We start from the raw sequence: 26,516 nt of genomic DNA, 5'->3' as shown, positions 1-26,516 counted from the left end.
GTCATGCAACCATTTGATCCATCAGAACATCCTCATCGCCGTTACAACCCACTAACAGGGCAATGGATTTTAGTCTCGCCTCATCGGGCCAAACGCCCTTGGCAGGGACAACAAGATGAACCCGATCGCAGCACTCGCCCCAGCCACGATCCAGATTGTTATCTATGTCCGGGCAACTCCCGTATTACAGGGGAACAAAACCCGAATTATACAAGCACTTATGTATTCGGTAATGATTTTGCTGCCTTACAGGCTGACACGCCTGATGTTCCAGAGCATAACGATCCATTGTTTCGTGCATCCAGCGCTCGTGGGCTAAGTCGAGTGATCTGTTTTTCGCCCGATCACAGTAAAACTCTGCCACAACTTTCATTACAAGCCATTCGTGGTGTCATCGACACTTGGGCAGAGCAAACCGCAGAACTGGGCCAAACTTATCCTTGGGTTCAAGTATTCGAAAACAAAGGCGCTATGATGGGATGTTCTAATCCACATCCACATGGACAGGTCTGGGCCAATAGTTTTTTGCCCAATGAAGCCGCCACTGAAGATCATCATCAGCACGAGTACTTTGCCCAATACGCTCATCCGCTACTACTGGATTACGCGCAAAAAGAAACCCAGTCAGGTGAACGAACCGTCTGTGAGAATGAGTACTGGCTAGTCGTCGTTCCCTATTGGGCCGCCTGGCCGTTTGAGACATTATTGCTGCCTAAATTTAAAGTCCAGCAACTGCCCCAATTAACCGATGTACAACGCGATAGTTTAGCGCAGATCTTAAAACAGCTGACTTGTCGGTATGACAACCTGTTTCAGTGCTCATTTCCCTATTCAATGGGATGGCACGGCGCACCATTTAACAATACCGATCCAGCCCCTTGGCAGTTACACGCCCACTTTTATCCGCCACTGCTGCGTTCTGCTAGCGTTCGTAAATTTATGGTGGGCTATGAAATGCTGGCCGAAAGCCAACGAGATCTAACCGCCGAGCAAGCCGCTGGGCGATTACGAGAATTAAGCGATATCCACTATAGCGAAAAATTATAAGAGGAATTTTCAATGGCTATTCAGGACCTAATTGATATCACAGAACGAACTTTCGCTGACCAATTTGGACATCCAAGTGAACTGAACGTTCAAGCCCCAGCCCGCGTGAATCTGATTGGTGAGCATACCGACTATAATGATGGCTTTGTGCTACCTTGTGCAATTGACTATCAAACCGTCATCAGTGCGGCTAAACGCTCAGATAATCTGATCAAAGTCGTTGCCGCTGATTATGACAATCAGATGGATAGTTTTGAACCCAGTGCCAAATTGCATCGCCATCCCGATTATCTTTGGGCCAACTATGTTCGCGGTGTAGTGAAATATTTATGTGAACGTGGTTATCAATTAACGGGCGCTGAGCTGGTCATCAGTGGAAACGTCCCTCAAGGCGCGGGACTCAGTTCATCCGCATCGTTAGAAGTCGCTGTTGGGGAAACATTTAAGCAACTGTTTGACTTAGATCTCGATGGTAAAACCAATGCTTTAAACGGCCAACAAGCAGAGAACCATTTTGTCGGCTGTAATTGTGGCATTATGGATCAGTTTATCTCAGCCCTTGGCGAAGCAGGTAAAGCGCTACTCATTGATTGCCGATCACTGCAAACCGAAGCGGTAACCATGCCTGATGGTGTTGATGTAGTGATTGTCAATTCCAATGTGCAACGTGGACTAGTCGATAGTGAATACAACACTCGGCGTACCCAATGTGAGAATGCCGCCCACTTTTTTCAAGTGAAAGCACTTCGTGATCTAACAATGGAACAGTTCGAAGCGCGCGCCGAGCAACTTGACGCTGTTGTTGCTAAACGTGCACGCCATGTGATTAGTGAAAATGAGCGGACACTCAAAGCATGTGAGGCGTTAAAAGCCGGCGATCTCAAAGCAATGGGCGAACTCATGGCCGCCTCTCATGTATCCATGCGCGATGACTTTGAAATCACCGTCCCAGCGATTGATCATCTAGTCGAAATTATCAAAAAAGAGATTGGTGACCAAGGAGGTGTGCGCATGACTGGCGGCGGTTTTGGCGGTTGCGTTGTAGCCTTAGTTCCCCACTCGCTGACCGACCAAGTTTGTCAAGCAGTTGAAAGCCAGTACCCTAAGGTTAGTGGTCTGAAACCCACCATCTATGTGTGTGTACCCTCGGATGGAGCCGGAAGAGTTAACTAAAACAACAAACAAAATAAAGCATAGCAAGCGATAAATAAAACGTAACAAGCCTCATTTCAGGGAAGCGAAACGCTTCCCTTCTTTTTGATTATGGCTGCCAAAAACTACGGGAAAAGACGATCAGAATAGGGAAAATTTCCAGTCGACCAAATAACATGGCCGCAGACATCACCCATTTGGCTGTATTTGACAAAGTTCCAAACGTCTCACCAGTGACACCATAACCGATCCCCATATTATTCATACAGGCCGCAACTGTCCCAAAAGCGCTTTTGATGTCATACCCTAATGCCAACATAATCCAAATAAAAATGCCGGCAAACATCATATAAACAAAAAACAAACCATATACAGAGTTAATCACCCGCTCAGAGACCCGGTTATTGTCGAGTTTAATCAGATAAATCGCCCGTGGATTAATCAACTGACGCAATTCCAGATCGCTGCGTTTATACAAGATCAGGAATCGAATCGCTTTAATTCCCCCGCAGGTTGAGCCAACACAGCCGCCAAAGAAGCTGCTCGCTAACAACAGAATCATCACATACGTGGGCCATTTATCGATATTATTGGTCATTAACCCATTATCGGTCATCATCGAAGCACTTTGGAAAAAGCCATGCACAAATGCGTCTTTAAAATCGTAGGTGTGAGTTAAATACAACGACAAAATCGTAAATGCCGCAACGGACAGCGCCACTGAGATATAGAAACGAAACTCTGCGTCCTGCCAAATAGCCTTCAAGCTGCGTCGGTTAACCGCCAGAAAATACAACGCAAAATTCACCCCGGCTAGTAGTGAGAAGACACCACCGACCATCTCAATTGCAGAGCTGTGGTAATAGCCCAAACTGGCACTATGCGTTGAAAATCCCCCCAGTGCCACTGTAGCCAAACTATGACAGATAGCATCGAACGCATTCATTCCTGCAGCATAGAACGACAATGCACAAACGATTGCTAATGCGACGTAAATAAACCAGAGGTGTTTGGCAGTATCGGTCAATTTCGGCGTCAGTTTATCTTCTTTTAACGGGCCAGGTGTTTCCGATAGATAAACTTTCGATCCCCCGATCCCTAGTGAACTAAAAATCGCTGTCGCTAAGACGATAATCCCTAACCCACCGAGGAAATTAAGCTGCGCGCGGTAGTACAATATGGCTTTGGCAGTGCCATCGACCTGACTGATGACCGAAGCACCTGTGGTCGTGATCCCCGAAACCCCCTCAAAAATAGCGTCTGCAGCTGAAAAATGCAGATGCTGATCCAGCAAAAAGGGCATGGCGCTCATCAGTGAAAAAAGCACCCAAAAGATAACGACAACTAAAAAACCATCACGCCCTCGCAAGCGAATATCAGTGCTACGCTTGGTCAATCGACCAAAAAAACCGATAGAGAAAGTAATGGCAAACGTGATGAGAAAGGCCGTGATATCACGTTCTTTATAGATAATGCATAAAATAATCGGGATAATTAATGATAAGCTAAACAAAAATATCAAATAACTACAGATATAGAAGATTGCTGAAAAACGACCTTCGTAATACTTCGCATTTTTAATCATGGTGCGGTCTTCACTAGTCTAATAATTAGGCTCGAAAGCTAAGGAAACCAGCTTGAATGTTCTTGCATGGAAGAACGCCTAACAAATTAAAAAATGATATATAGTCGATGTCACCCACCTACAACGCGCCGATCATGCCACTGTTCGACTAAATTGCGAAGCTTTTTATCTCAGCTGATTTACTAACCAATATGCAACATCTTGACATTGGGGATCGCTAAGGATGGGCTCTGGCGCGGTTAAAATCTTCTGCTGTAACACCTCACCTTGATATGGTTGCCCCACTAAACACGCTTCTAGCGCCAGTAATGGTTTAGGATTTAAACTATCAGTAAAAATTTTGACCTGCTCTAAATGCCCTTTTTTAACATCAAAATGTAATTCGATACTGCCCCAATCGAACCGTTCATTTAAATAATGGCTAAACTCAGGTGCTTTGCCATAATTCCAGTCCCAACTGCTTTGCAGTGCAAAGCGCTCGGCAAATCCAGGTAAATCAGGAAAACTGTCTTTAGAGATAATCTCAGGTTCAATCGGACCACATTGATAATACTGTTCAAAGGCATAGCGGATCTGCTGCGAGATACGTTCATGATTCAGTTGTGGATTGATTTGGCATAAATTCATCACCCGCGAGCGAACCGACCGAATCCCTTTGCTTTTCAGTTTTTTAGGATCTGGATTAAGATAATCCGCCAGTCGTGAGAGCTGCGCGTTGAGCAATAACGTACCGTGATGAAAACCGCGATCTTTGGCTTCACGATAAGCAGAACCCGATATTTTCCTCACCTCGCCGCCTTCGAGCTCGACTTGTAAATCATTACGCCCCGAAGCCTGAACACTGAGTCCCAGCGAAAGCAGCGCATTTAAGATAATTTGCGTTGAAACTTGCCTATCATAACCAGGCTTAGGCGCCATGAACGTAAAACAACTATTGCCCAAGTCATGAAAGACCGCACCACCCCCACTACTTCGTCGGGCCAGCTTAACCCCATCTTCATCCATCTTGCGGATATTACATTCCTTCCAGGGATTCTGTGCTTGACCGATCACCACGGTATTGTCATTTTGCCAGAGGAACAAAATTTTTTGATTATGCATCGCCCTGAAGATGCATTCTTCCACGGCTAAGTTGAACCACGGATCATGTGACTGCGAAACTAAAACTCGATATTCATGCATAATAGTGCCAATAAAATACTAGGGGCTGTTGATTATTTGTATTAAGCACAGTATACACAAACGGCTCTAGAGTCATATCTTGTTTATCTATGACACAAACACCCTTTTTAGCTATTTCTCAATACATTCAATTCTGATACTTTTGATACTCGTGTGTTCAACAATCGACGTAAAATCGATACCCAATAGCATTCTAAGGGCTGAACGATTATCGGGAATAGGTTCTTTTGTGATTGAGCCGATGTAGGGAGAATATCAACGAGCACATCCGCTCCGAGTTTAAAGCCGGCTGCGTGTACTCAAAGATCCATATGGAAGATGAATACTATCGCCAACGATTGTTCAATCTTAACGAACAACTCAATCAATTGGCGCAAACCAATCTACCCCAAACATACAATGAGCTGTTAGATTTAAGCTCACAGATCAGCCTGACAGCGATGCAGGTAACGAGTCATTTATCCAAACAAAAAAAAATTCTGCGTAAGAAACAACAACGACATGTGGATCGTTTGAAGCTTATTTTACAAGGCGCCGCGGTCACTATCTGGGAATTAGAGCTTTCATCCAGACAGGTTTCGTTATCGGGTGATTTAAAACTCCCTAACACCCTAATGCTCAATAAACAATATCAACAGTGCCTCTCAGGCTTACTTAAACTTATCCATTGCGAAGATCGGCAGCGTTTAAAAACGGAATTTATTCAATATCTACGTGCAGAAAAAGCCTATCTGGATATCAAGTTTCGCATGTATGACCGGCTTGGAGGCTACCGTTTTATCCAATGTCGAGGCGTTGGTAACGGCTCACCACGTAGCAGTTATCCAACTCATATGGCGGGAACACTCAATGACCTGACTGATAGCCACTACCTCAATACCGACAGCGGATTGATGAATCTCAATTATTTCTCCGATGTATTTGATGATGAGGTGCAAAAAGACGAGCCACTTGGCTGTATTGTGATTAAGATTGCTAATATGCATGACCTAAGCATGATGCTCACGACCCAAAGCCGCATCAAGTTGATTCGACGGATTATTCAGCGGATCGGCAAAGCAATCAGTGCCCATGATCTGTTATGCAGTATCGATAAGAGCCAATTTATAGTGCTAATACGCCATCTTGATAGTAGCCATTTAGCAACTATCGCCCACAAGCTGGTACAACTACTGGATCGCTCTTTGTATCTGGATAATCAACGCCTATGGATAACACCACAGGTTGGTGCAATTGACGTTAAAGCCCACCAGCTCAATAATGCCGAACAAGTTCTTGGCGCAGCTCGCTCAATATTGATCGATCTTCAGGGCAAGCATCAAGCGAGTGCAATTTATGAACATAGTTATCGGGAGAGAAAATCACTCCAGTTAGAAACCGAACAGTGGATTCGCCAAGCCATTGCGCGCGACTGGCTGGTCCCCTATCTACAGCCATTGGTGGACTTTGATACTTGTACCATCAGAGGTTACGAAGTCTTGACTCGGATTGAGCATCCTCAACGAGGGTTGATTTCGCCAGGGCAATATATCAAGATTGCAGAAAAAACCGGGCTGATTGTCCCCTTAACTGAAGTTTTGATAGAAAAAGCGATCAAAATAGCCCAATCTCCCGAGCTAAACCAACAACACCAAGATCCTTTCCGCCTCAGCATTAACATCTCTGCTAAACAGTTCCATCAACGTTCGCTACCGAGTCAACTGGCTAAGCAGCTAAAAAGTGCCAACATTGACCCACACCGGATCAAAGTTGAGCTAACCGAATCAGACGTGATGGAAAATATCGATGCGGCAGTTGGAATCATCGAAAATTTTCAATCTTATGGGATCAAAGTAGCATTAGATGACTTTGGTACGGGGTATTCATCGTTGGCTTATCTGCGCCAATTACCACTTGATATTATCAAACTCGATCGCAGCATCGTCAGTGGCGTGACCGAAAATGAACGCCAATCGGCAATTGTAGAAATGATCCTGTTGCTTGCTAAACGCATCAATATGCAGGTCATTGTCGAAGGAATCGAAACATCACATGAATATCATTATCTACGCAAGTTAGGAGCTAGCTGGGGACAAGGCTATCTATTTGCCAAACCACTGCCTCAAAGTGAAATCATCACCAAGATCCCGGCCATCGTAAAACAACTCAAAGCATTGAACGGCATGCCCCTATAAAGACATGAACCATTGGGCAGAGCAAAACATAGGACTATTCCATGTCAGTCCTCATGATTTTTCAGCGCGCAAACGCTGACAATGCCAAGCTTTGCTATATCGATAGCCCGTCACGATGCAAAAGGTTGCTCAGTCATCCAACGGCCAGATTATTCAGATAACTAACCTGGCCGGCCACTCGATGCACCTTAGGTTCACCCATCTAAATTCACTTGAGCTATCCCAATTTAAAGTCATTTTAACCACTCCTTGCAAACAACCGCTGCATCGACCCCCAGAAATCATGTATCATCGCAGCAGTGCTCATACATCATGCGATAGCACTTTAAGAATTGCCGCATTCAGAAGACAATTCTTCCACAGCTAGCCACAAAAAGGCCCAGTTTAATTCTGAAGTTATGAAGTGATTAGGGAACTATGTTTGCACAAAACCAGACCGCCAGTCTGTCGCTACGCGATTACAAAACGATTATCCTTTCCATTTTGGGAGGAGCTCTGGAAATCTATGACTTTGTTATTTTTTTATTTTTATCAGTGACGATTGCCAATGTCTTCTTCCCTCCAGAAATTCCACAGTGGCTGCGCCAATTAGAAACCATGGCTATATTCTCGGTCGGCTATCTGGCTCGCCCTTTAGGTGGCATCCTCATTGCGCACTTTTCAGATAAAATTGGCCGCAAGCATATGTTCAACCTCACCGTTTGCTTCGTAGCCATCCCTTGCTTAATGATCGGATTATTACCCAGTTATGCACAAATCGGGATCTGGTCGCCATTATTGCTTCTGTTAGCCAGACTCATCCAAGGTGCCGCTTTAGGAGGGGAAGTCCCCAATGCTTGGGTGTTTGTTGCTGAGCACGCGCCCAAAGAGCACCGGGGTTATTCACTGGGGTTATTGCAAGCAGGTCTAACCTTGGGGTACATGTTTGCAGCATTAACTACAACACTCATAACCACTCGCTACACCGATCAACAGATACAACAGTGGGCTTGGCGAATTCCGTTTATTGTTGGGGGATTCTTTGGCTTTATCTCAGTCTGGCTGCGCCGTTGGTTGAACGAAACACCAGTCTTTTTAGAGCTCAAGCAGAACAAAAAGCTGGCTAAACGGCTACCGCTTGGCGAAATTTTAAAACACCATCGCCAAGCAGCCATCCCCAGCGCTATTTTAACCGCAGTATTGGCATCGGCGGTCATTATGGCCATTGTTGTCACCCCAATCACCTTACAAAATGAGTACGGTTTAAGCGCTGGAACCACCTTTGAAGTCAGTTGCATTGCCATTTTATGTCTGAACTTAGGATGTGTGATTGCTGGGAAAATTGCCGACTGGATTGGCCCATGGCGGACCATTGCTTTGTATAGCGTACTGCTGGCATTTGGCACAACACTATTGACTTGGTCACTGAACAGTTCGCTCAATGTACTGATTATCTGCTATGCCATTGCTGGATTGTGCAGCGGCGTGATTAGTGCCGTACCAGCCATAGTGGTGAAATTATTCCCACCCGCAGTGAAAGTCACAGGGATCTCGCTTATCTATAACATTGCCTATTCTGTATGTTCTGCTGTTATTCCAATGGCATTGTTAGCACTATTGCACTTTGATCACTGGGGCATGGCCTTCTATTCTTGGCTGATTATGCTACTGGGGTTAGTCACTGTGTACTTTTATCGCACGATCAAAACGTATGGTGATTAGCGTATTTTTTAAAATTTACTGACAGGCGAAGTACGCGCTTCGCCTGCTTATCTGTATATAACTACTGACATTTATCTAAAAATCTGCCAATTTATATCCCTTTATGGGTACTCACATCTGCTCAGAAATTCGTTAGACTCTTAAAAACTTACAACACAGTAATGTATTATACAATTGTTGTTCTAAGCTCAACTATGAGCCCATTCAATGTCCCATCACAACACAGTGAGGTCAATAACCGTTTATGAGCCAAGAATTTTCCCTCAAACGCGCCAGTGGATGGACAATGCTGGTCTTATTGGCAGGATTTACCCAACATAGTTTTGCTTTTGGTTTATCGAATGTCACAGCTAAAGCACAAAAACTAGCCGCAGAGCCTTATCATCCGCCTCAAAATAATCTCTCGCCGACGTTTAAAAAACTACAATTTGCCGATTATCAGCAGATCAAATTCAAAACCAGCCATGAACTCTGGAAAGCAGCAAATCTACCATTTAAGCTAGCTTTTTATCATCAGGGAATGCAGTTTGATAGTCCCGTTAATATCTATCAAATTGATCAGCAAAATGTGACGCAAATTCCTTATCGGGCAGATGATTTTACATTTGGCTCAGTCAACCACAATGCCAAAGCGGTCAAAAATTTAGGCTTTGCTGGATTTAAAGTCCTCTACCATCTCAACCCTAACCACCAATGGGATGATGAGATAGCCAGCTTTCTCGGGGCAAGCTATTTTCGGGTAATCGGCCCTAACCAAACTTATGGCTTATCGGCACGCGGCCTAGCGATTAACACCGGATTAGCACAGCCAGAAGAGTTCCCCCGCTTTAAAAGCTATTGGATTGAAAAACCCAAAGCAGGTGATGATCACCTGACCTTGTATGCACTATTAAACTCCAAAAGTGCAACGGGCGCTTATCAATTTAAAATCTACCCAAACTATCAGCATAAAGGCGATGCTCGCGTTTATGTCAAAAGCCGAATTATCCTGCGGCGGCAGGTCAAACGGCTCGGGATTGCCCCACTGACCAGTATGTTCTTATATGGGCCAAATCAACCCTGGCATACCCAGAACTTCCGACCACAACTGCATGACTCAGACGGTTTAGCCATACATACGGGTAAAGGAGAATGGATCTGGCGGCCGCTAGAAAATCCGCTCAACGATCCACAACACGTCTCATATAGCTCGTTTGCCCTGGACCATCCAAAAGGTTTTGGTCTCCTGCAGCGCGGTCGTGATTTTAATACCTATGAAGATTTAAAAGACCGTTATGATCGTCGCCCAAGTGGCTGGATCGTACCAGATAATGATTGGGGAAAAGGCCATGTCACGCTCATTGAGATCTCATCACCCAATGAAACCAATGACAATATTGTGGCTTTTTGGGAACCGGAAAAAATGCCAAAACCAGGGCAACTACTCAAATATGATTATCATATTGACTTTAGTACCCATGAAAATCGGCTGCGTAGTCAAAAACTAGGATATGTGCAAAATACCATGCGCACGCCAGGCAATATTTATCAGAACAACCTAATCCGTAAACCCGATGGGACACTGGCATTCTTAGTTGATTTTGCCGGTGGTGATTTAGCCAAATTAGCAGCCAACCATACGGCCCTCAAATCCCAAATCAGTGTCAGCAATAATGCCGAGCTCATCAGCCATCATCTGCAATATAATCCGGTCAGCAAAGGTCAGCGCTTAGATCTTCGCATTAAAGTCAAAGACCCAAGCAAACCGGTTGAAATGCGCGCCGTATTAACTAAAAACGGCCAACCAGTGACCGAAACATGGAGCTACTTGCTCAACCGCACCCAGTAGTCTTGATTGATAATCCCCGCCCAGGCGGGGTTTTTTATCTCATTTAAAATACTAGCCCGTGGCAACCTTATCCGAGTTTTGAAATTCTTAACCGCCATCGCCTAAGAGCGTCTTCACCGATGACCTGCTCTTCGTACCAAAACTTCATTGACTAACGGATTCTTAATAAGCTTGTTCCTAAATCTAAATAGCAAGTACAACTCTTGCGGATAAATCGATAAGAAAAAATCTATTCTAAATCGCAATATCGATTACAGACCATCCAAGTGACATGAAGCCATCAGGACAACTGAGTGATTGGAAAACTGACTTAGATCTAAGTCAATCAGGGGCTAATGCGTTGAACACGCCATCTAAGCCAAAAGGCTTTAGGCATGATCTACACAAGGAGCATACAGTATATCAATGACACCTATTTGCTAACGTCTTGGCTTCGCCACCCAACATCAAACTTTAATAAAAATATTAATAGATATATCATTAATGTAAACCAGTTCTCATAACTTGTTATGATGACTGGCTTCATAAGGTTGATGTAAGGAAATATACCAAGTATTGCTGCTATAGAAACGATTCTTATGTGTGATTTCCTTACGCCTCCTGACCCTTTTATTTATATCCATAAGCGTAGTAGTAAACTGAATGATGTCTCATCAAATAGGTTGAAGCTAAAAGCTGTGATTAAGAGACAAAAGGAGAGAACTCGATGCAATCTTTTCGATTAACCCGTAGTTTAATGGCTATTTCAGTGTTTGGAGTAGCCCTAGCGACTTCTGGTATTGCTCGCGCAGATGACACGGTAGCGACAAGTGGTGACCTCGAAGCTGCAATCGGTGCCTATCCGGGGACTCAATCAAAAGTAAATGGTAATGTTGAAGCCGAATTTGAAGATGGTTATGTCAAGATCGAATATGATCTGACAGGATTAGAACCCAATGCCAATGGCGGACTGCATATTCATTCAGGAACTAGCTGCAAAGATGCTGAAAAAGTCGGTGGCCATTACTATGCACCAAAAGCTGACGGCGATTACTGGAAAAATGCAAACTGGGTTTCTGATTCCAAAGGTGAAGCCCACGGCAGTTTCCAACTCATTTCCGGTTTAAACAGAAAAGACAACTTAGGCCATGCCGTTGTTGTCCATGCCAGCAATGGTAGCCGTATAGGTTGTGGCATTTTAGAAAAAGAGTAATTGAACTTTTGTATCAAATCCCTTGCACTCAAGCGAGGGATTACTCTAAACATAATACCGATTCGCCTGTCACGCCGAGACTGTCCTGATTTAGTTGCACAAAACAGTATTGATTCTCCCGCAGTTAGAGGCCCTGGCCAACTCGGTCATACTCGGTTTCATAGACCTTCAGTCATTCGTCGGCAAGGCTGATGATAATGTCGACCGTGTGCGCTTTGGCATTGGGGTTCAGTTCGCTATCATAACCAAATGCTGCATGCACTTAGCATCAATCATCCAGAATTATCAACGATAGTCCCTGATTATTTTTAAAATAACCCCAACACTTTTCAACCTCTTGACCCTTTATATAGAAGGCTAATAATAAGAGAGTGGTTTTATCAATCAAAATCGCTGACAATTCACCCACCAAGAGAGGTCAATATGCAACCCAATTGGATTAAGTTACTGCGCGATGAAGATTTTAATGGCTATCTATCCTTACCTCCTGCCGGTAAAGGCCCAGGCCTGGTATTGATTCAGGAGATCTGGGGAGTCAACGCCCATATTCGCGCCGTAGCCGACAGTTATGCACAAGCAGGCTTTGTCGTGCTCTGCCCAGATGTATTCTTTCGTCTAAGCCCAATGCTCGATCTCAATTATGACGAACCGGGAACGCAAAAAGCCTTTGAGTGCAATTCAAAACTCGATGTAGCGCAGGCCGTCAAAGATCTTTGTGTCGCCGTTGATGTCTTAAAGAATCGCCCCGAAGTCACCGACAAAGTGGGAATAATCGGTTATTGCCTTGGCGGTAAACTGGCCTACCTCACCGCAGCTGCATCCGATGTCAATGCCGCAGTTTGTTACTATGGCGGCGGCATCAGTAATTATTTAGATCAAGCCCAAAACTTAACGCAGCCGGTTATTTTTCATCATGGTGAACATGATGATCACATCCCACAAAGTGATGTTGCTAAAATAAAAAGTGCATTTGCCGAACACGACAATGCAACTTTTTACGATTATTCCGATGCGGGTCATGGTTTTAACTGTTGGGGTCGACCAGGCATGTATCATCAGCCATCCGCCGCATTGGCACAGGGCCGCTCTTTGGCGTTTTTAGCCAAACAGCTCTGCTTCTAAAACCCAGCATTTAATGAGCCACAATAAATGCCGATTGCAGCGTAAAGTTGCCGTCGGCATCAATACCGAAATAAGATCGAACTTGTTCCCCAGCCAACCCCATTAAAGAGTGAATTGTCGCAACATGTTCATCGGGTGGCTGCATTCGCTCAATCCACGCTTGAAACTCCAAAAATAGTCCAAACTGCTGACAGGCTTCTAACTGAAATCCTTGTCTGGATAAGCCTTCGAGCCACTGCGACAGAGAGAAATTACGCACATGCGATGGATCTCGAATCATCTCGATAGTTTGTAAAAAACTATCCAGCAGCGGATTGTCACACGAAATCACATCAATGATTATCAGCTTACCTGTAGGTTTAAGCACGCGACGCATCTCACTCAATGCCGTTTCCCACGAAACCCAGTGATGAGCACTATAGCGGCTCACCACAAAATCAAAACGATTCTCGGCAAACGGTAAACTCGCTACATCGCCCTGACAGACATCAATGTTGGTTAGGCCTCGTTGACTGGCTTGTTGGGCAACAACGGCCAGCATCGGCTTTGAAATATCATAGGCACTTACGTGTTTCACAAGAGGAGCCAGAGCAAAACTAACATGGCCGCCGCCACATCCAAGATCCAAAATTTGCGCCTGAGGATTACCATCGATTTGTTGTTTTAATAGTAACAAATCGTTACCTTTAGCATGGACAGTACTATTTAAATAGGCACTTGCCTGTCGATCAAACTGCGTTTGCACTAACGTTTGATGAGAATTTTCGCTCATGATCTGTTCCTTAGCGATCCATTGGTAAAATACACATAGCTATTGTGTAAATAGCGGCATCGAGTAACAAGTAGAGAAAATATAGGGGGATAAAAGCTACCATGCTAACGGAGCAAAATTTATTGGGGCAATTTATCCGCGCTCACCGAGAGCAACTTACGCCACCAGAGGCTCAGAGCGCCCGTCGACGCACGCCCGGTTATCGTCGCGAAGAACTAGCCGAAGCCGCGGGGTTAAGTACGAACTGGCTAACCCGATTAGAACAAGGTCGCAGCCACACAGCCTCTGTTTCCGTGTTGGCTCGACTCGCCCAAGTACTTCAACTAAACGCGGCTGAACGAGCGACTTTATTTGAATTAGCGGGTAAATATGACCCTTATCCGGATCAGCAAAATGCGCCTCTGCAACCTATTGACGAAGCGATTTTAAAACTGCCAGAACAGTTTAACGGCCCCTGTTATCTGCTGGACTCATACTGGAATGCATTAAGCTGGAATGCCAAAGCAGCGCAGCTATTTATCGGCTGGCTGGATCAACCACACGGGGATCGCAATCTGCTACGCTATACTTTTTTAAACCCAGCCGCTCAAATGCTAATTCCCAACTGGTCAGCGCGCGCACAGCGTCTAGTGGCTGAGTTTCGCCCTGAATATGCTCATCATAGTGACACCGAAAAGATGGTTTTGTTTGTTCAACAGCTAGTGAGCCAAAGTCCGCAATTCTCATCGCTATGGCAAACCCATCATGCCCGCTATCGCGATGGTGGTATCCGCTATTTTAACCATCCAACGCTTGGTAATTGTCAGTTTCAACAGATCAATTTACAGGTCAGTGCCGATAGCGACCTAAAACTAGTATGCCTGCAGCCAATAGTGTGACGTCTATTCAGCATTAAAAATAAATAGCTCATTTAATGTTACAACATGAATTCTTTTCATGTGGACGTCTAAACGTCCATGCTAATCTATATGAATTCAATAAAAACAGCATTGCTTTTTAAGGAACTCACTATGTCGCAAGCACCACTTCACGCCCCATTTAATGCCGATATCGTTGGCAGTTTTTTACGACCTCAATACCTGCACGATGCTCGTCGCCAATTTGCCAATGGGCAAATCGATGCCGAACAATTAACCGCCATCGAAGATAAAGCGATTACCGAGCTGGTAGAGAAACAAAAAGCAGCCGGCCTAATCGGTATTACCGATGGGGAATACCGTCGCAGTTGGTGGCATCTAGATTTCATGTGGGGACTCAACGGTGTAGTGAAAAAGACCATCCCCAAAGGCTATATTTTTGCTGATGTTGAAACACGTCCAGAGAGTGCTGAATTAACAGGCAAAATCAATGGTGAAAATCATCCATTTATCGAGCATTTTAAATTTTTAGCTAATTTAGCGGGCCCCTCGCACCTGCCACGACTGACAATTCCGGCACCCGCGCAATTTTTAGCAGAGCTCGAACGAGCGGATAATATTAGAAAAACTCGACAAATTTATCCAAACAGCGATGAACTAATTCACGACATTGCAGAAGCTTATCACACTTTTATTCAAGAACTTTACCATGCCGGTTGTCGCAACTTACAGCTCGACGATTGCACTTGGGGCATGCTAGCCGACCCTAAATTTGCCTCCAGAGGTGCTGCCGATACACCATCACCAGACGAAGTTTGCAGCTGTGGCCATACTCACACAACCTTAGAGCAAACGGCCAGTATTGCTGATACCGCTGAAAAATATCTCAAAGTGAATAATGCAGCCATTGCCAACGCGCCTTCGGGATTAGTGATCAATACGCATGTCTGTCGTGGTAACTATCGCTCAACTTGGGCCGCAAGTGGTGGGTATGGCCCCGTGGCGAACACGCTGTTTGGCCGCGAAAATGTGAACGCATACTATCTTGAATTTGATACCGACCGCGCGGGTGATTTCTCCCCGCTCGCCGAAATCACTGGCGACAAAAAAGTCGTGTTAGGTCTGATTAGCTCTAAAACTCCGAAACTGGAAGATGCAGATGCGATTATCGCGCGCATTCAAGAAGCCACCCAGTATATTCCTCTCGAGCGGCTCTATTTAAGTACTCAATGTGGCTTTGCTTCAACCGAAGAAGGCAATGCTCTGAGCGAGCAACAACAATGGGATAAAATTGCGTTGGTTCGTGAAGTGGCTCAACGTGTTTGGGCATAAAAAAATAGCAGGCCAAACACTAGACCTGCCACACTGACAGCCACTCTTGGCTAAAAAATTAATCGGGGATTTTGAGCTTACGGGGCTCAATCCCCAATTTACGGATTCGACTATAAAGAGTTGTTTTCGGGATCCCTAACACTTGTGCTGATTGCGAAATATTACCGTCATGGCGGCGTAATTCATCAATGATCAGCGTTTTTTCAAAACTGGCAATGTAGTCGTCTAAATTATATTCCCTTTCATTGGCAAAGTCGGCCACATTTAATCCCAGCACAAATCGTTCGGCCACATTACGCAATTCTCGAACATTACCCGGCCACTCGTGTGTCATCAATTTGTGCATAAGTTGCGAATCAACTTCAGGTACCGGGCTTGCTAAGCGCTCGCTCATCTCCTGAGTAAACTTAGCAAATAAAAGGGGAATATCTTCGCGTCTCTCCCGAAGCGGCGGGATGATAAGCGTCACAACATTCAAGCGAAAATTGAGATCGGCACGAAACTCACCCCGCTCAGCCATTTCAGCCAAGTTGGCTTTAGTCGCGGCAACTGTTCGAAAATCGACACTGCGCGGTTGATTATCGCCGAGTCGTTCCACTTTTTGGTCTTGTAAGACCCGTAAAAACTTCACCTGCATCTGCATTGGCATACTTTCGATTTCATCAAGAAACAGCGTGCCTTTATTGGCATATTCAATTTTACCGATACGCCGCTTGGTTGCCCCAGAAAAAGCCCCTGGCTCGTGACCAAACACTTCACTTTCAAACAAACTCTCAGGCAAACCACCACAGTTTAATGGGACAAATTCGCCACTGCGACCACTCAGTTCATGCAGACAATTCGCGACTAAATCTTTTCCGGTACCTGTTTCACCGAGTAACATGATATTGGTTGGTAATGGGGCAACCTGCTTGATCGTTTTACGCAACTGGACAATGGCATCGGAACCACCAATGATGCGACTTTCTAACCCTTTGGACTGATTCAGCTGATGGCGTAATGAGCGAACTTTCATCACCAATTGCCGTTTATCCAGCGCACGATGAATAACGGCCACCAATTGCTCTGGCTTAAATGGTTTCTCGATAAAATCATACGCACCATCACGCATCGCCTGCACCGCTGTTTCAATGTTGCCATGGCCGGTAATCAAGATCACTGGCAGCTCCGGGTCGTCCCCCATCAACTGCTGTAAGTAATCCAAGCCACTCATCCCCGGCAGCCAGATATCAGTGACAATCACACCATGAAACTCTCGTACATCCAACGATTGTAGCTTTTCAACCGCATCGACCCCGATCGCATCAATCCCCTCTAATTTGAGTGTCTGGACACAGCCGAAACAGACATCTTCATCGTCCTCAATGACAATGACTTGTTGTTTTTCACTCATATTTATCACCTGTCAGTACTGGCAGTTCAATAGTAAAACAGCTCCCGGGATTTTGACTTTCAGCCAACAATTTACCGTCAAAATGGCGAATAATGCTGGCTGATAGCGCTAAGCCCAAACCCAACCCCGTATTTTTCTTGGTTGTAAAAAACGGTTCGAACAAATGTTTCTTCACTGCATCAGTTAACCCAACTCCGTTATCATAAATCTGAATGCAAATACGATGAGTATTTGAATACCAATAGATATCAATCAGTTTTTTCTCATTATTCTCTAATGCATCAACCGCATTACTGATGAGGTTGACTAAGACTTGTTCAAGTTGCACAGCATTAGCACGTGTATACAAAGGTTTAGCGGGTGCATAGCAGGCCACCTGAACCTGCGCTTTGCGAATCTGGTAATTTAAAAGCTGTAAGGCACCATCAATACAACTATCAATATCAATGACCGAAAGATGATCATCACCGCGACGAGAAAAATTCCGTAACTGCGTCGTTAATTTGGCGAGTCGGTCCACAAGAGAAGAGATCCGCTGTAGGTTTGATTTGACATTTTCGACATCCCCCTGCTCTAAAAATCGTTCAGTATTCCCCGAGAGCGTACTTAATGCTGCCAGTGGCTGGTTAATTTCATGGGCAATCCCCGCCGAAAGCTGACCGATAACCGCATGATTTTCTGTCCGAATAAGCTCTTTCTGAAACCCTTTTAGTTGCTCGAAGGCTTTATTCTTTTCATCAATTTCAGCTCGTAATTTTGCAATCGTCTCTCTCAGTTGCGAGCTGCGTTTTGCTACCTTTTCTTCAAGATGAGTATTCAGCTCTTCTAACGCGAATTGCGACTGACGACGAATAGTCAGTGCCTTATGGCGCAGCACCAATGAGAGCCAAACTAAAAAGAGCACGGCCGATAACGTCCCAACGGCGAACGAACGACTATAAGCGAGCGAGTGAACACTGTTGGCACTGGTTAAAACAGTGAGAGTCATGCGCAATTTCGGCATATAACGCGATACCGCTAAATAACTCTGTCGATGCCCATCAATGCTAATCGCGACCATCTCGGCCGTCTGATTTAAAGTTTGTAGTGTCTGCCAGTGGAGGCTTTGTAGAACGCGATGATCATAACGTTGCGTTTGATTTAACTTTTTTAATACCGATTCAGACAGAGGTTTTAAAGAACGATACTGCCAGTGTTTTAGCGACGAAATAACCACGACGCCATAGCGGTCAGTGAGTAACACCGGATGCTGACCATGGAAGCTATCTTGCTTAAAGCTATTTAAACTAACCTTGGTGACCGCCACCCCCAGTCGCTGGCCATCACGCATAATCGCGGTGGTCAAAAAATAACCTGGCCGCGCACTGGTCGTCCCGATACCATAATAACCGTTGACCTGATTATCCTGAGCCGTTCGAAAATAGGGACGGTACGAGAGATCCCGCCCCACAAAACTGTCTCTCTGCTGACTATTACTGGCTGCGATCACAACGCCTTTGTCATTCATAATGTAACTGGCAATTGCGCCCACGGCTTGATTAAGATGCTCTAGATAACGGTTGAGAGATTTTTGTCTGGCGGCTGTTAATGGGGCATTCAAGGTTTCCATCACCCGCTTATCATGGCTCAGATACAACGGCAACAACCCATATTTATTAATCTGCTGATGGATATTCTGTTGAAACAAATTCAAAAATGAGAGCTGACGTTGTTCTAACTCACTCAGCTGGTTATGAGTTGTATATTCATAACAGATCCAGCCGATTGAACTTGTCACTAAAATCGCGATTAAAACTAAAAACCGGGTGTCAGAACGGAAGAACTTGGCGAACAAATGACGAGCTTGCACGAGTGGTTTTCACCTTGAACAAAATTAATTAAAAAAGTCACTGAACTGAGCCAATCCATTCAGTGACTTATGACTTCACTAGGGACTGTTGACCTTTTGTGATTAGTTTTGCAGAAATCTGAGAGGGATTTAGGCAAGGCAAACGTTGTGCTGTGTAGTTATTCTCCACAAAGAACGTTTAACGCTGGATAAATTCCTCTCAGATACTGCCCTTGAGGTTCATTTAAACGCATCCTGAACTTTGTTGCCCCCTGCTTGCTTAACTCTAAGCGCCGCAGGGGGCGCCGCGTTCAAAATGCGTTTAATTTGAACAAAATTCAACCACCAAAGGTCAACAGTCCCTAGTATTTAGAAGAAATTGATGACAACCACTGTAAGCAACGCCATAACCACCCTCGATACCGCGTAGCCAATGGTATAACCTAACACAGGAACGTTACTATCGCAGGCATCAACCACCGCCCCTAATGCAGCAGTCGTTGAACGAGCCCCTGCACACGCACCGACTAAAATGCCGGGATGGAATTTAAACACAAAATGCCCCAGTATCAAACCAACGAATAATGGAATACAAGTGACCAGAATACCCGCGATAAACAGCATCACGCCATAGTGTTCTAATCCTGAGATAAATCGAGGAGCAGCGTTCAGGCCAACAATCGCAATAAAACCATTCAACCCAATGTTGTTAAACACCCAGATAGCCGCAGACGGGATCTGACCAAAACTGCGTTTTTTATGATGAACATAGCCACACGCAATCCCCGCGATAATCGCCCCTACCGAGGTTCCAAAACTTAATGGGATCCCGGCAATATGGATAGTAATCGCACCTAACAAAGAGCCTATAACAATCCCAAAACCCATGAAGGAGACGTCAGTTTTGTTGCCTTTGGCGGCAATCTTACCAATCTGTTCGGCAACTTTTTTAACATCCTGATATGCACCCAACAAACGAATAACATCACCCTTAACCAAAATCGGATCGCTTTCGGTAAGTTCCGCATCGTTTCGGCTCACTCCTTTGATAAACAATCCTCGACCTGGCTCACTCATCAACTGAGTATGTAACATACTCATCGGCTGGCCGATAAACTGACTATTTTGCACAACGACTTCGAGCTCTTCAGTGCGAAATTCTAACAATTGAGAATCGTGCACCTCTTCACCCAACAACGCTTCAAATTTCAACAGGTTATTCATCGAGCCAGACGCAATAATCGTATCGTTGTTACAGACCTGCGTATCGCCTTGTGCTTCATAGATTTGACCATTGTGACGAACACGACGAATGAAAATCTGGCCTTCACACAATTGGGCGATTTCTCGAACCGTCTTTCCGGCAGCACTGCTGTGAGTAACTTTATAAGCGCGGGCAATCAGATTACGGTAAGCAGTCGTGCCTGCATCACCGGTTGAACCATGCTTACGTTCATAATCGCGGCAAACTTCAGGAAGATTGAACCTAAATAGCTTAGGCGCCAATGTCCCTAAGATCCAAGCAGAACCCGCTGTACCAAATGGATAAGTCACGGCATAAGCAACCGGTAATAAGGCCAGTAGTTCGGCAATTTTTTCTTTGCCTATACCGCTGTTCGCGATCAGGTTATTGGCCACCCCTAACACAGTTGAATTGGTATATCCCCCCGAGAGCAGACCAGCAGTCAGCGCATTATTATAGCCCAGCATATGACCCAGAACCCAAGCGGTTGCCAGACCACTTAAACAGACAATAATGGCGAAAAAGACTTGGGGCAGACCATCCGAACGGATCGCCCGAATAAACTGCGGACCGACGGAGAAACCGACTGCGAACAAAAACATGGCAAAGAAGGTTGATTGCAGAACATGAGGAATAGGCACGCCTATCTGACCAATAATCAGACCGGCAATCAGCGTGGTGGTAACAGTTCCAAAACTAAAGGAACCAAATTTTAATCGTCCAGCCCAGAATCCCACGGCAAGCGTGAGATAAATAGCAATATCTGGATAGCGATGAAAGGTATTGATAATTGCATGAATAACGAACATGACTGAATGTCCTTTTAGCAGAGCCCGGGCATCGCCCAAGCTCTTTTACATAGTTCTAGGGCGTAATTAATATTTAGGAGTGTACAACTGGCCTTCAATCCAATCTCGGATATCTGCCGGACGTTCAACCTGAGCCAGACCTGAATCAAACATATACTCCACGACCTTCGTCGCCGTTTGAATTTCAGATTCCAGGATGTTGTCCTGACTCGGGAATAGCATGCCTTGTTCACGCATTTCTGGATTGATTTGATCAGCAACCGCGTGAGCCGCTACGATGAAGCATTCATCGTTGAGCCGTTTGGGTTTAGCAACATAAGTAGCCAAGCCAATGGCAGGATAAATGTAGAAGTTATTCGCTTGACCTGGACGGTGCAATTTGCCGTTCAATTCAAAATCAGGAAACTGCACTCCGGCAGCAAACAACGCTTGACCTTTTGACCAGGTATAAGCTTGTTCCGCTGTACATTCAACTTTAAAAGTAGGATTAGAAATGGCGAAGATCATCGGCTGATCGCTAAATTCACAGAGTGTTTCGACGACTTCTTGGGTAAACCCACCCGCATGCGTACTCGCCCCAACAATAATGGTTGGTTTGAACATTCTAAGCGCTTCCACTAGATCGGAAGTATATTCAACGTTATGCGCAAATGGCGCTTGAGCTTCATTTAGATCATTGCGAGTGCTACAAATCAGCCCATCCACATCAAACATAGCAATGCGTGAATTTGCTTCTTCTTCACCAAGCCCTTGGGTCAGCATTTCTGCTTTCACCAGTTTTGCAATCCCCGTTCCCGCAGAACCGGCACCATAAAAGAACACCCGCTGATCTTTAAGTACTTCACCTTTGATATTCAGGCCACCTGCGATCCCTGCCAGAACCACACTGGCGGTACCTTGAATATCATCGTTATAGCACAGGATCTGATCTTTATAACGATTCAGCATCCGGATAGCCTGAGTCCCTTTCCAGTCTTCAAAGTGCAAACAACAGTTTGGAAAAACTTCCTGAACGGCCTGAACAAACTCTTCGGTCAGTTCATCCACATCTTCTTCGCCAAGAGGTGCTTCACGAGTCCCTAAATAATAAGGGTCATTACGCAACTGTTCGTTTGACGTACCAATATCAAACAATACAGGTAACAATCCTTCGGGCGGAACCGCTGCACATGCTGTATAAAGCTGCAGTTTCCCAACCGGGATCCCCATCCCATTGGCACCAATATCACCTAACCCAAGAATACGGCCACCGGTGGTCACACAGATAAAACGCACATCTTTTTCAGGCCAGTTACGTAAAACCTCAGTCATACGCCCTTTCATGTCACGCGTGATATATAAACCGCGAGGACGACGGTAAATATGGCCAAATTTCAAACACGCATCAGCTACTACTGGATCATAAAGAATTGGGATGAAGCGTTTAGGGTCACTCATAATTGTTTTATAAAAGACAGTCTGATTACGCTCTTCTAAATCGATCAGATAAACATACTGATGCAGTTCATCCTTGATTTCACCTAAGTGCTCTAAAACTCGTTTAACCTGCAGGTCTAAATCTTCAATTGAAGGAGGAAGCAGCCCTTCTAGATGTAAATCTTGGCGCTCGGCTATTGAGAAAGCGGTTCCTTTATTAATATCAGCGCGAGAGAGAACCTGACGGCCACTTAATGCACTAGTTGTTTGTTCAAACATCATCTTTCCTTTCACTAAATTATGTAAGTCATAGGGATAAGAGCAATGCTTGTGCCAACTTAAAAATAAAAAATAAGATATTGAAAAATATCAATTTATTTTATTTCAGTTGATATTAAATGTTTGATATCTGGGAAAAAGGAACCCCGCTACGTTCGAGATTTCGAACGTTAACAGAGGTCGCTCAACTGGCAGAAGGAAATTTTCTTCACGCCCAACTGAATTTGAAGCCACGGCAAACGATAACCAGCTAATTAATTTAAGACGATATCTGATGTCTAGGTATTAAAATGAAAAATATTGCTACATATTGATTTCATTGAAGAATCAGGGTTAGACTTTGCTATATCTTAGAAACTTTGTCTAGGGTAGCAAAACACCCAGGCTATTCAATGTTTCAGTTGTCATTGTGCCCGTGACTTGCAGACCCATAACGCTTTGATATTGCCTTAGCGCTTTAGCCGTATCCGGACCCATAACACCATCAATTGCACCCACATCGTATCCATTTTTGAACAGAGCTAATTGAACTCGCATCACCAGTATTTTCAGTTTTGGGGTACTTTTATGAATAGGTTTGGGATGTGTGACAGGCGGTGTTGGTGTCGTTACTGGCGGATAATAAGGGGGAGATGGATCACTGTAGACTGGGGTTGATGGCGATGAATAACCACTGGTTCTCGAGGAGTAATGTGAACTGTGGCTCGAATGAGAACTATGACTGGAATGGGATGCGTACAAGTTATCAATATTCGCGTTAAGTGGGGTATCAAATTCTACTAAGCGATTGAGTTGAGCTGTATCTATGTCCTGGTTGGTCAATACCGCTTGCATGCCATACGCATGGGGAGCTATAAGCGCGCTTGTTCCAATACTTGCGACAGATAAGCCAGGTATATATTGGCTGATAACTTGACGAATTTTTTTCAATTTAAATTCCATGAGTTTCACTCCTTAGAGATTGAATGGGGATAATGCGTTGATGACCGAATCGTTGTCGATGAGATTGAAAGAATCCACTGCATTGACTGATTTTTTCGCAGCTATTGCATTCGTCTCGATAGGTATTCTTCCACTCCGAAATACTTTGCGCGGCAATCGGATGGAGTGTTTCAGGTAAGTGACAGAGCGGAATATTGTAGAGTGCCGTGTGGATCCCGTTACTTTGTAAGCGCTTCACACTGTCAGATAGGGAGCATTGATAGTCGGTTAATTCACACCAGACTTGCTGATAGTTGGTTCGAGCAAAGCCCGTCGGTTCAATGCCCATGAAAGCCACCGTTTCAACAAAAGCTAGATTTCGGGTAATGAATTCAGCAATGTCTTCAATGTGCTTCACCACATGTTGGGTCAATACAATTCGGAGCTCAATGTGCTGTTTGGCATGACCTAAGTTGTAAAGACCGTGTATTGTTTGATTAAATGAGCCTGTGACTTGGGTATGGTAATCATGGTGTTGGGGTGTTGCTCCATAGATGGGGATCCCCCAGATGATGTGTGGATGGGCAAGCGTTTGTATTTTTGATACGTAGGTAAAATCTTCAAAAGCACACCCATTCGTTAGGATGTGAAGGCTTGTCTTAGGTAAAGTGTCTTTCGCATGTTGAATGAGTTTTAGCAGCTCATCGCCCAAGAGTGTGGGTTCACCACCACTAACACCTAATGTAGTCGTATCGTCATCAATCAACTCGATCAGCTGATGGCACTCGTTTATTCGCCATGTGTCGTCAATCTCTTTCGGTGGTTGGGAGCACATAATGCATCGGTGGTCACAACGCTCGGTCACAAACAGCAGGTTTGAATGACTACTTCGACGATAGAGTACATTAATTCGTTTTAAGCTGATCACGATAACATCGCCAGAGGCTATGGCGTTCGGAAATTCTAGGTCGGTTGCAATGGGGAGACGATTATCTATTGGCGGGGATATCTCATTAATAATGATAACTGCGCCCCAGTCTAATTTGAGGATCGAATCCAGTGATGGCGCATACTCATGTATCAGTAAACAATGTTTATTATTGCAATCTCCTGAAGAAATAAACGACTCTAGGTCAATCACTTCCAGCATCAATGGGGCAGTTAGATTCTCAATATTAGCTTTCGTTTTAAGCGGTTGTCCATTACGCATGAACGACCTCCCTTGCTGGATGATATTGGTTTTTGGGAAGCCAAGTGTAGAAAATATCTCGACAGGCTGGGTCTTCTAGTCGCTTAAATAGATCTTGATACAAAAACTTCTGTTTTTGACAAAATGCATTCGTCGCCCGGTGCCCAACCATATTTCCATAGCGGGAATAATTTTGAACTGGATTGGAACCACAATACGGAAGGTAAGCGCAGTGTGAACACCCTGGGAGCGCTTCGGCAACGCCCGACTGGAGAATTGTTTGTAGGGGCTTGGCTGTCATCAGCTCCCTATAAGTACTTTTAACTGAGCCCAGAGCGAGAGAATCATCACCCATTTCGACCAACATTCGTGATTCATCCGATGGGTAAACTTGCCCATCATAGTTATATACCAGCACTCCCGTTCCATCCCCACACGGGGAGCGCATATCAACAAATCCGGAGGCCTTCGGTGTTAGGATATTATTTAACGCCAGAGAAGCATTAACTTCCTCTAGATGGTAGCCCTGTTGATTGAGTTCAATAATGTAATCTAATGCTTTTTCATAAAAGGAATTGAATTCATGGGCGGAATACCCGACCTTACTTTCTTTTTTGACCGCAAATCCGTACATGTTTAACGGCCGTAAAAAAATGGAATGAAAGCCTAATTTGACGTATTCATTCACGATGGCATGAGGCATTGCTAAACTGCTGCGAGTAATGGTCGTCATACCTGCGATTTTGTCATGCCCTAAGATTTTTCTTGCCGCTTTAATCCCATTGACTGCTTGACTGTAACTATCAGATGCGTGATTAGGACGATTGTGTTCATGCAACCATTGTGGGCCATCCATGGATGTTGATATGTGGACATTGTGTTGGCGAAAAAATTGTAGCATTGGGTCATCGATATTCTGCAGGCTTGTTGCGACCACAAATTGCAAAATTTTATGGTGATGTTGATTGAGCTCGACACTCAATTCCACAATGTACTTCAACAAATCGAATACCAGTAAAGGCTCTCCACCTTGGAATTCAATGGTGAGTGCATGAGCTGGTGATTCAAACATACGATAAACCGACTGCTTAGCTGTTTCCTCCGGCATATCATATTGTCCTGCATTTGGACTTCGTCGTGTGACCTGGCAGTACTCACATGAATTTTCACACCGCAATGTCAGAACAAAAATATGCAATGCCGGCCCTTCGAATAAAAATGACTTTCGAGCGCGGTATTGGGCACAGAATGTTCGTAACACATAATTGTTGTGGTCAGTGTAGACAAAGGATTTGGATTGTAATTTTTCAAAAGCGGGGCTATCAGTAGCAAGTGTTCCATCAACCAGCATTTCTAGTTCTTGGGTGTTCAGATAACAATATTCACCTACTTCATTGATAAGCAAACACTGATTAGAGTCAACTCGCTCGAATCGAAAAGGGAGCAGCTGATAGCGATGAGGCATGAAATCTTCAGGCGCGGCAATATCCATCA

19 protein-coding genes are annotated in these 26,516 nt (G+C 44.7%); 9 read left to right on the top strand and 10 right to left on the bottom strand.

Annotation, left to right across the window (positions count from 1 at the left end; all coding sequences use genetic code 11):
• Positions 1–3 precede the first annotated feature (3 nt).
• Both EV690_RS07520 and galK read left to right on the top strand, forming a co-directional pair.
• Positions 4–1,047, top strand: coding sequence for a UDP-glucose--hexose-1-phosphate uridylyltransferase (locus tag EV690_RS07520; protein ID WP_131912380.1), 1,044 nt, complete (start codon positions 4–6; stop codon positions 1,045–1,047).
• Between the two features lie 12 nt (positions 1,048–1,059).
• Positions 1,060–2,220 (top strand): galactokinase, encoded by a 1,161-nt coding sequence (gene galK, locus EV690_RS07515; RefSeq protein WP_131912379.1) that lies wholly within the window; start codon positions 1,060–1,062, stop codon positions 2,218–2,220.
• An 88-nt stretch (positions 2,221–2,308) separates the two neighbouring features.
• Here galK and EV690_RS07510 read toward each other — a convergent pair whose 3' ends face one another.
• Together EV690_RS07510 and EV690_RS07505 are read right to left on the bottom strand one after the other, a co-directional pair.
• Positions 2,309–3,784, bottom strand: coding sequence for a potassium transporter TrkG (locus EV690_RS07510; RefSeq protein WP_131912378.1), 1,476 nt, complete (start codon positions 3,782–3,784; stop codon positions 2,309–2,311).
• Positions 3,785–3,949: 165 nt separating this feature from the next.
• Entirely contained in the window at positions 3,950–4,966 is a 1,017-nt protein-coding gene (locus EV690_RS07505; RefSeq protein ID WP_131912377.1) for a lipoate--protein ligase, read from the bottom strand.
• A 311-nt stretch (positions 4,967–5,277) separates the two neighbouring features.
• Here EV690_RS07505 and EV690_RS07500 point away from each other — a divergent pair, with 311 nt between their 5' ends.
• The 5 genes from EV690_RS07500 to EV690_RS07480 all read left to right on the top strand — a co-directional run bounded on the left by EV690_RS07500 (position 5,278) and on the right by EV690_RS07480 (position 12,983).
• Complete coding sequence (locus EV690_RS07500) at positions 5,278–7,140, top strand: bifunctional diguanylate cyclase/phosphodiesterase (protein ID WP_131912376.1); 1,863 nt, start codon at positions 5,278–5,280, stop codon at positions 7,138–7,140.
• Positions 7,141–7,557: 417 nt separating this feature from the next.
• Entirely contained in the window at positions 7,558–8,841 is a 1,284-nt protein-coding gene (locus tag EV690_RS07495) for an MFS transporter (protein ID WP_131912375.1), read from the top strand.
• A gap of 244 nt (positions 8,842–9,085) precedes the next feature.
• Positions 9,086–10,669: a glucan biosynthesis protein G gene (locus EV690_RS07490; protein ID WP_317986179.1), complete on the top strand. Its 1,584-nt coding sequence runs from the start codon at positions 9,086–9,088 to the stop codon at positions 10,667–10,669.
• Positions 10,670–11,375: 706 nt separating this feature from the next.
• Positions 11,376–11,861: a superoxide dismutase family protein gene (locus EV690_RS07485; protein ID WP_131912374.1), complete on the top strand. Its 486-nt coding sequence runs from the start codon at positions 11,376–11,378 to the stop codon at positions 11,859–11,861.
• Between the two features lie 423 nt (positions 11,862–12,284).
• Positions 12,285–12,983 carry a dienelactone hydrolase family protein gene (locus EV690_RS07480; RefSeq protein ID WP_131912373.1) on the top strand — a complete coding sequence of 233 codons (699 nt, stop codon included), beginning with the start codon at positions 12,285–12,287 and terminating at the stop codon, positions 12,981–12,983.
• Positions 12,984–12,993: 10 nt separating this feature from the next.
• Here the strand turns inward: EV690_RS07480 and EV690_RS07475 are convergent, their stop codons facing one another.
• A complete protein-coding gene (locus EV690_RS07475; RefSeq protein ID WP_131912372.1) occupies positions 12,994–13,755 on the bottom strand; it encodes a class I SAM-dependent methyltransferase in 762 nt (253 codons plus the stop codon).
• Positions 13,756–13,856: 101 nt separating this feature from the next.
• Between EV690_RS07475 and EV690_RS07470 the strand changes: the two genes are divergently transcribed.
• The gene (locus EV690_RS07470; protein ID WP_131912371.1) at positions 13,857–14,633 is read left to right on the top strand and encodes a helix-turn-helix transcriptional regulator; all 777 of its coding nucleotides are present in this window, start codon (positions 13,857–13,859) and stop codon (positions 14,631–14,633) included.
• A gap of 132 nt (positions 14,634–14,765) precedes the next feature.
• Positions 14,766–15,944: a 5-methyltetrahydropteroyltriglutamate--homocysteine S-methyltransferase gene (locus EV690_RS07465; RefSeq protein ID WP_131912370.1), complete on the top strand. Its 1,179-nt coding sequence runs from the start codon at positions 14,766–14,768 to the stop codon at positions 15,942–15,944.
• A gap of 58 nt (positions 15,945–16,002) precedes the next feature.
• Here the strand turns inward: EV690_RS07465 and EV690_RS07460 are convergent, their stop codons facing one another.
• From EV690_RS07460 to hxsB, 7 genes are all read right to left on the bottom strand, one after another.
• Positions 16,003–17,337, bottom strand: a complete 1,335-nt coding sequence (locus EV690_RS07460; RefSeq protein WP_131912369.1) for a sigma-54-dependent transcriptional regulator — start codon at positions 17,335–17,337, stop codon at positions 16,003–16,005.
• The gene (locus EV690_RS07455) at positions 17,330–19,186 is read right to left on the bottom strand and encodes an ATP-binding protein (RefSeq protein ID WP_131912368.1); all 1,857 of its coding nucleotides are present in this window, start codon (positions 19,184–19,186) and stop codon (positions 17,330–17,332) included. The genes EV690_RS07460 and EV690_RS07455 overlap by 8 nt, the downstream gene beginning before the upstream one ends.
• A 348-nt stretch (positions 19,187–19,534) precedes the next feature.
• Positions 19,535–21,217: an aspartate-alanine antiporter gene (gene aspT, locus EV690_RS07450; RefSeq protein WP_224054935.1), complete on the bottom strand. Its 1,683-nt coding sequence runs from the start codon at positions 21,215–21,217 to the stop codon at positions 19,535–19,537.
• 66 nt (positions 21,218–21,283) lie between these two features.
• On the bottom strand, positions 21,284–22,915 hold the full coding sequence (locus EV690_RS07445; RefSeq protein WP_131912367.1) for an NAD-dependent malic enzyme: 1,632 nt from the start codon (positions 22,913–22,915) through the stop codon (positions 21,284–21,286).
• 360 nt (positions 22,916–23,275) lie between these two features.
• Positions 23,276–23,854 (bottom strand): His-Xaa-Ser repeat protein HxsA, encoded by a 579-nt coding sequence (gene hxsA, locus EV690_RS07440; RefSeq protein ID WP_131912366.1) that lies wholly within the window; start codon positions 23,852–23,854, stop codon positions 23,276–23,278.
• Complete coding sequence (hxsC, locus tag EV690_RS07435; protein ID WP_131912365.1) at positions 23,844–25,043, bottom strand: His-Xaa-Ser system radical SAM maturase HxsC; 1,200 nt, start codon at positions 25,041–25,043, stop codon at positions 23,844–23,846. Before hxsC ends, hxsA begins: the two co-directional genes overlap by 11 nt.
• Positions 25,036–26,514 carry a His-Xaa-Ser system radical SAM maturase HxsB gene (gene hxsB, locus EV690_RS07430; protein WP_131912364.1) on the bottom strand — a complete coding sequence of 493 codons (1,479 nt, stop codon included), beginning with the start codon at positions 26,512–26,514 and terminating at the stop codon, positions 25,036–25,038. The genes hxsC and hxsB overlap by 8 nt, the downstream gene beginning before the upstream one ends.
• Positions 26,515–26,516: the final 2 nt, after the last annotated feature.

The sequence above is a fragment of the Celerinatantimonas diazotrophica genome (assembly GCF_004339545.1).
Classification (GTDB): Bacteria; Pseudomonadota; Gammaproteobacteria; order Enterobacterales; family Celerinatantimonadaceae; genus Celerinatantimonas; species Celerinatantimonas diazotrophica.
The sequence above is the reverse complement of the archived record's forward strand: the minus strand, read 5'-3'. Positions and strand labels throughout refer to the sequence as shown.